Origin of the sequence: Halapricum sp. CBA1109, from assembly GCF_009741825.1 — an archaeon.
In the GTDB taxonomy this organism is placed as follows: domain Archaea; phylum Halobacteriota; class Halobacteria; order Halobacteriales; family Haloarculaceae; genus Halapricum.
This window is the reverse complement of sequence record NZ_WPCA01000135.1, coordinates 1-7,154: the sequence shown is the minus strand read 5'-3', so window position 1 is coordinate 7,154 and position 7,154 is coordinate 1. Positions and strand designations below refer to the sequence as shown.

Sequence of the window (7,154 nt, the reverse complement as noted above, 5' to 3'; positions counted from 1 at the left end):
CGGTGACCTGCTGCTGGAGGAGTGTACGCTCGAACGGTTCTCGGACAACGGGCTGTACGCGTCCGGGCCCCCGGGGCCCGGGACGGCAACGCGGCCGCGTCCGCGTCGTCGGTGGCACCTACCTGAACAACAACGTCTCGGGGCTCCGCCTCGGGACGACAGGGTCCCGCATCGAGGACGCGACGGTCGTCGTCGACGACGAGACGCCCGGACCGGACGCCGCCCAGCGCCAGCGCGTTCGGCGCGCCGAGGCGCGCGACGTACACCTCGGGCCGCCCGGCGTCCATCCGTTCGGTGAGGGATTCCAGACGCCGGAAGAACCGCGGCAACTCCCGCGGGCCGACGGCCTTCGCTTCGAGGCCGGCGAGCAACTGCCGGGTCCCGAACCGGTAACTCGCGTACGCGCCGACGACGGTGACGACGGCGATGGCCGCCAGCGCTTCCAGTAGGTCCGGCGGCGGCGTGAGCAACGACCGCAAGAGCAAGTACACGCCCGCACCAGCACCGACGTACCCTGCGAGTAGCGTGAGGCCGACGCCCCACCGCAACAGCCGTTGGCTCCCCATACTGGTTCGAAATGGTACGACCGGCTTACCGTTTCCGGGCGTTCCGTTCCTCGGCCCCCGAGCCGAAACTATTTTTATCGATCGAACCTATCGCTGTACTAACGGGAGTGGGGGCTCTCGTGGGTGGACGCCGTGACTCGACGCAGACAGCTACCGGACGCGGCGACGGGTGAGGGGGACGGCCAGCGTGGCCTCCTCTATCCACTCCGTGCTGGCGCGTTCTGGGCTGCCATCACGCTCCCGTTCGTCCAGCTGTCGCTGCTGGCGACGGACCTCGGGACGGCGGCCGGTGTCGACGTGATTGCTGCCCTCCTGCTAGCGAACGCGTTCGCGTTGCTCGTCGGCCACGGCTACCGTCGGTGAGGGCTCTCGACGTTCGGCGGCGAGTATTTAATACTATTAATACCCGTATGCACTAAGTCTTCATTCGAAAAATATTTATTAGAACTCAGTAGATGATAACACAATGAGATCCGTGTGGGGGGTCTTGGGAGTCGTACTGCTACTGACGATTGCACCTATCTCCGGGCCACTGGGGGTCGCAACGGCGACACCCGATGGGGAGACGGTGTCGGACACGTTAGCCCAACCGGCGTGGATGGATCGGTTCACGACGGCAGAAAACGAGACGGAAAACGGGACGGTGTCGCCACTGTCGGTCGAGATGGGGACGCCGACGGACACGGACGGTGACGGGGTGTTCGAGGACGTCAACGGCGACGGGACGGTGAATCTTTTCGACGCCTTGACGCTGTACCAGTACCGGGCGAGTCAGACCGTGACGGACAACGTCGCCCGGTTCGACCGCGACGGTGACGGGGAGGTGACGCTGTTCGACGCCATCGCTCTCTACGAGGAGAGTCAGGAACCGGACTCGGGGCCGGTCGACACGGACAGTGACGGCCTGACAGACGATGTCGAGGCCGAGTTGGGGACGAACGCGTCGCTCTCGGACAGCGACGGCGACGGCATCGACGACGCGACCGAGACGAACGGCGGGGAGCCGATAGACACGGACGGCGACGGGACTATCGACGCGCTGGACCCCGACAGCGACGGCGACGACATCCCGGACATCGTCGAGGGGACGAACGACACCGACGGTGACAGGGTCCCGAACTACCGCGACACCGACAGCGACGGCGACGGCGTGCCCGACGCCGAGGAGGGGACGACCGACAGTGACGGCGACGGCGTCCCCGACTACCTCGACCCCGAGGTGCCGGGTGACGGTCCCAGCGGGGTCGACAGCGACGGCGACGGCCTGAACGACACTCTCGAGCGAGAACTGGGGACCGACCCCAACAGCAGTGACAGCGACGGGGACGGGATCAACGACTACACCGAGACCAACGGCGGGAAGCCGATAGACACGGACGGCGACGGGACTATCGACGCGCTGGACCTCGATAGCGACGGTGATGGAATCAACGACAGCACGGAGTGGAATGGGGGGAGGAACTTCACCAACCCCTATCAGGACCGCGACGGCGACGGGGTGTACAACTTCCGTGATCTGGACAGCGACGACGACGGCATCCCCGACAGCGTCGAGGGTGCGGGTGACGCCGACGGGAGCGGCGACGCGAACTACTTGGACTTAGACAGCGACGACGACGGGGTTCCCGACGCCGAGGAAGGGACGGAAGACCGGAACGACAACGGTGTTCCGGCGTTCCTTGACCCCGCGGAACCGGGGACCGACGACGGGACGGAGACGAACGATCCGGACGGAGACAGATTGGACACCAGCACTGAGCAGCGACTCGGGACCGATCCGAACGACGCGGACACGGACGGCGACGGGATAGACGACTTCGAGGAGACCCGTGCCGGGAAACCCATCGACACCGATGTCGACGGCACGATAGACGCCCTCGACTGGGACAGCGACAGTGACGGTCTTCCGGACGCCTACGAGGGGACGAAAGACCGGAACGGGAACAATATCCCCGACTACCGGGACGCCGAGAGTGTCACTCTCGGAAACGTGACCGACAGCGACGGCGACGGACTGCCGGACTTCTACGAGCGGACGGTGACGGGGACGGACCCGAACGACCCCAACAGCGACACGAACAAGACCGCGTACGACGCCTCGGCCAACAACCTCACCGACGGACAAGAGGACTTCGACCGGGACGGCATCTCGAACCGCGAGGAGTACAAGCAACGTACGGACCCACTCAGCGCCGACACGGACGACGACTTGCTGGGTGACAACGTGGAAATCCTGTTCTCGGAACTCGATCCTATCGACCCTGACGCGAACAGAAACGGTCGCATCGACGGGCTAGACGACCCGGACGGCGACGGGTTGACGACGCGACAGGAGGTCATCAACGGGACGGCCCCGTTCATCGCCGACACGGACGGTGACGGACTCGACGACGCCGAGGAGGGGACCTACGGCACCGATCCCGTCAGCGCGGACACGGACAACGACGGACTCGACGACGGCGCGGAGATCCGTATCGGGACCGACCCGCTGGACCCGGACACGGACGGCGATGGAACGCTCGACGGCAACGAAACGTTCGAGACCGAGACCGAAAACGAAACGCTCGGGGCGAGCGTCGCGGTGACCGGCGAGGGCGACGTGGCGTCGAGCGTCACGATATCGGAGTCCGACCGCGGGTACCAGTACACGCCCGGCGCGGAGACGGCCCGAGTGGGGCCAGTCGTGGAGTTCGAGAGCGACGAGTCCTTCGAGTCCGCGGAGATAGCCTTCGACTACGACCCCGAGAAGGTCGACGACGAGTCGAACCTCACGGTCTACCGGTACAACGAGACGCTGAACAACTACGAGCCGGTCCCCTCGACGGTCGATACGTCGAGTAACACGGTGACGGCGACGACACCGCACTTCTCGACGTACACAGTCTTCGACGAGCGCGAGTGGACCGAGTACCTCGACAGCCGGACCGAGTACGACTACGAGACGGGGCTGGATGACGACGCGACGCTCCCCACCGCGGACGGGTCGTTCGTGGACATCCAGAGCGTCGACCCGACGGAGTACCCGACGATATCCATCTACGCGACGGTGAACGCCTCCGATGGTGACGCCGGGTCGCTGACCAACGGTGACTTCCGCGTCTTCGAGAACGGGTCGGAGGCGACCATCTCGACCGCCGAGTTCACCGAGGGGACCCAAGCGGACGTGGTGTTCGTCTTCGACGACAGTGGGTCGATGGGCGGGGAGATCAACTCGATGCAGTCCAACGCCCGCAGCCTCGCCCAGAACATCGAGGACGCGGGGATCGACGCCCGGTACGGGCTGGTCTCGTTCAAGGACGGCAACCAGATCGATCAGTCGCTGACCGGCGATGTCGACGCGTTCAAGTCGGCGGTCGACGACCTGAACGCCTACGGCGGCGGCGACTACCCCGAAGACAGCCTCGACGCCATCGACACGGGACTGTCGCTGGACTTCCGTGACGGGGCCCAGAAGGTCGTGGTCCACATCACGGACGCCGATTCCCACAGCGCCAGTCGGACGAGCAACACCATCGGGGACCTGGAGGAGACGATCCGGACGGAGGGTGTGGCCTACTACACGTCCTCGCCCTCTGACGTGAAGACGAAGACGTTGGCCGACCGGGTCGGCGGCATCTGGACGGATATCTACGACTCGGACTTCGATGCCTTCCTCGATGACATCCAGTCGGAACTGACGAGTCGGTACCGCATCGCGTACGAGACGCCACAGACCGCCGACGGGACGCCGCGACGGATCGACCTCTTCGCCGATACCAGTTCGAAGGGGCTCGGCAACGACACGGAGGGGTACATCGCGCCGTCGAACGGAACCGGCGGTGACGGCGGCGCGACGGCCGCTCTGGACTCAGACGGCGACGGTATTCCGGACAAGATAGAGCGCAACGGGATCCCGCTGAACGGAGACGACACGGTGACCACGGATCCGTACGACGCGGACACAGACAACGACGGCATCCCGGACGGCGAGGAGGTCGATATCACTGACAAGAGACACACGTACTTGACTTCGGGATCTGGCGCACCGGAGTTGACGTTCCTCGGCTACGCGTGGGACAGCGATCCGACGGAGGTCGACACTGACGATGACGGACTATCCGACCGCTGGGAGACCGGGGAGACCTGGACGGCGACGACGGTGAACGATCCGAAGTACGCTAGTCAGGCGGCGGCGAACGAGACGCTCTCGGCGTACGACGGGCCGACGACGACCCGCGAGGTGTCCTCGAACCCGAAACGGGCCGACACCGACAACGACGGAATGGACGACCGCGAGGAGTTCGAGAACCGTCTGGACCCGACCGACGAGGACAGCGACGGTGACGGTATCTTCGACGGTGCGGAGGCAAACGTCGGTGAGGACCCGTCGCTGCACGACTTCTCGCCGCCGGAGGTCACGATCAGTTACATCAGCGCGAGCCTCGCGGTCGACCTCCCGACGGAGTTGGTCCAGACGCTGAAGGAGTACGGTGAATTGGCCGTCGAGAAACTCGAGGCCTTCGCCGACTACAGCGCCGCGGTCGCCGCGGACATCGCCGCCTGGACCGACGAGAAGGTCGACCAACTCGTCGACCTCGGCGCGGACACGCTGGCCGGTATCTCCTCGTGGACGGGCGAGCAGTTCGACAACCTCTACGCGTGGGGCGAGGACAAACTGGCCAAACTCGACGACTTCTCCGAGCAGAGCCTCCGTAAGATCGGCGACTGGGCCGACGGCAGTATGGAGAAGTTCAGGGAGTTCGCCGACCTCGGTACGGAGAAGATCGGCGAGATCGCGAGTTGGGGCCAGAGTGAGTTCAACAAGTTCGCCGACTGGGGGTCCGACCAGATCGGTGCCCTCGCGGACGTCACCGAGGAGCGCCTCGGTCGGATCGTCAGCGGCGGTGCGGACGCGATCAACAAGATCGGTGAGTGGTCCGGCGACCAGATCCGGAAGCTAAACACCCTCGATCCCGGTAAGGTCGAGGAGATAGCCAACCTCGGCGCGGACAAGATCGGTGCGCTCGGTTCGTGGTCGGCCGACCAGATCGGCGCGTTCACCAGTTGGTCCGCCGGCGGTATCTCCGACCTCGGCAGCAAGGGTGCCGACAAGATCACCGACGCTGCCGGCGAGGGTGTCGACGCAGTGGAGGGCGGAATCAGCGCGTTCGAGGACTTCCTCGACGGGCTTATCGGTATCATCACCTCCCAGCAGGCCAACGGGACGGCCGCCGCGACCACCGGGACGGCCGACGCGTCCAACGCGACGCTGATGACGGACGGCGGCACGACGACTGCGACGCCTCCGAACGGTACGACGCCGAACACGACGGCGCCGAATGGCACTACCGCGCACGCGACGGCGTCGAACGGAACGATAGCCAACACGACGGCGCCGAACGGTACGACCGAGACGGACGAGACGCCGGTCGGCACGGCGACGCTGGCACCCGCGATGGGCGCGAGTAACCGCTCGCCCGCTACCGAATCAGGGCGCGCGGTCGGTAGCGCGTCGTCGGTCGCCTGCTACACCTCGCCCGTCGGCGCGGTGCTGTGTGGCGCCGCCGCGGTGACGTCCTCGACGTACAACGTCGGCTTCCGAGTGAAAGACCCCAGTGGCGTCGACACGGTGATCGTCCGTCGGCCCGACGCCGAGGTGGACAGCACGCCCGGTGACGACGAGGACGTCAAAATCCGCCACCCGGGAGAGCCGACCGACGGCGACGGCATCACGACCCACAACCTCAACGTCCAGCTCACCGATCCGAGCGCCCTCGACGGGGCCATCGAATCATTGATCGGCGAGAAGATCGTCATCCGGCCGTTCGACTTCCACGGCAACAACCGGACGATCCGCGGTCAGGACAGCAACTTCTTCGGTGAGGTCGCCGGCGGTCTCGAAGAACTCGGTATCGACGACACACTCCCGAGCGAGGTGGTCTCGGTCTTCCCGGGGACGCTGAGTCCGACCCAAGCGGCGGCGATCCTCTCCGGGTTCACGCAGGGTGTCGGGACGACGATCAAGGGCATCGTCGACCTGCTGAAGAATCCCGCACAGATCCTCGGCGTCTTCGACATCGTCGGGATGCTGTTCGAGGCGCCGCTTGAGACCATCGGTCAGATCATCGTCAGCACCCTCGACGGACTGGCCGACGCCCAGAACCGAAACAACCCGTACTCGGCGATCAGCGTTTCGCGGGGCGCGCCGAACTACGGGCTCGTCGAGTACATCGAGCGCAACGGCGCGAGTTTCCTCGACTCGCTCGGTGGTGAACTGAGCGGCGAGGACCTCGACTACGCGGACTACGCGCTGCACTGGTACGGCGGGTACGCCGGTGCGCTGCTGTTCGAGGCAGTCATCGGGACGAAGGGCGCGACGCGAGCGACGCGCGTCATCGAGGAGGCCTCCGACAGCGCGGCGACGGTGCTCAACGCCTACCGCGGCGTGCGCGGTGCGCTGGCCGGCGCGGCGGCGGGCGTCGCCAGCCGGAGCGCGATGAAGGCCGCCGCCGGACTGCGGCGGGCGATGCCGGGCGACATCAACACGCGTGCAGTCCGCGAGGCGATGAGCGAGATGTCCGGCGTGGCTCAGCGACAGGTCAGCGACCG

At 66.0% G+C, this 7,154-nt stretch carries 2 protein-coding genes and 1 pseudogene; 2 read left to right on the top strand and 1 reads right to left on the bottom strand.

Translation table 11 applies throughout. From position 1 onward, the window contains the following. Positions 1-566 (bottom strand): annotated as a pseudogene (locus GJ629_RS12970) (hypothetical protein); the annotation flags it as partial. A gap of 132 nt (positions 567-698) precedes the next feature. Here GJ629_RS12970 and GJ629_RS12965 point away from each other — a divergent pair. Together GJ629_RS12965 and GJ629_RS12960 are read left to right on the top strand one after the other, a co-directional pair. Continuing rightward, complete coding sequence (locus tag GJ629_RS12965) at positions 699-929, top strand: hypothetical protein (protein WP_157513428.1); 231 nt, start codon at positions 699-701, stop codon at positions 927-929. A gap of 205 nt (positions 930-1,134) precedes the next feature. After that, the coding region (locus GJ629_RS12960; protein ID WP_157513427.1) for a VWA domain-containing protein at positions 1,135-7,154 on the top strand (6,020 nt) is incomplete at its 3' end.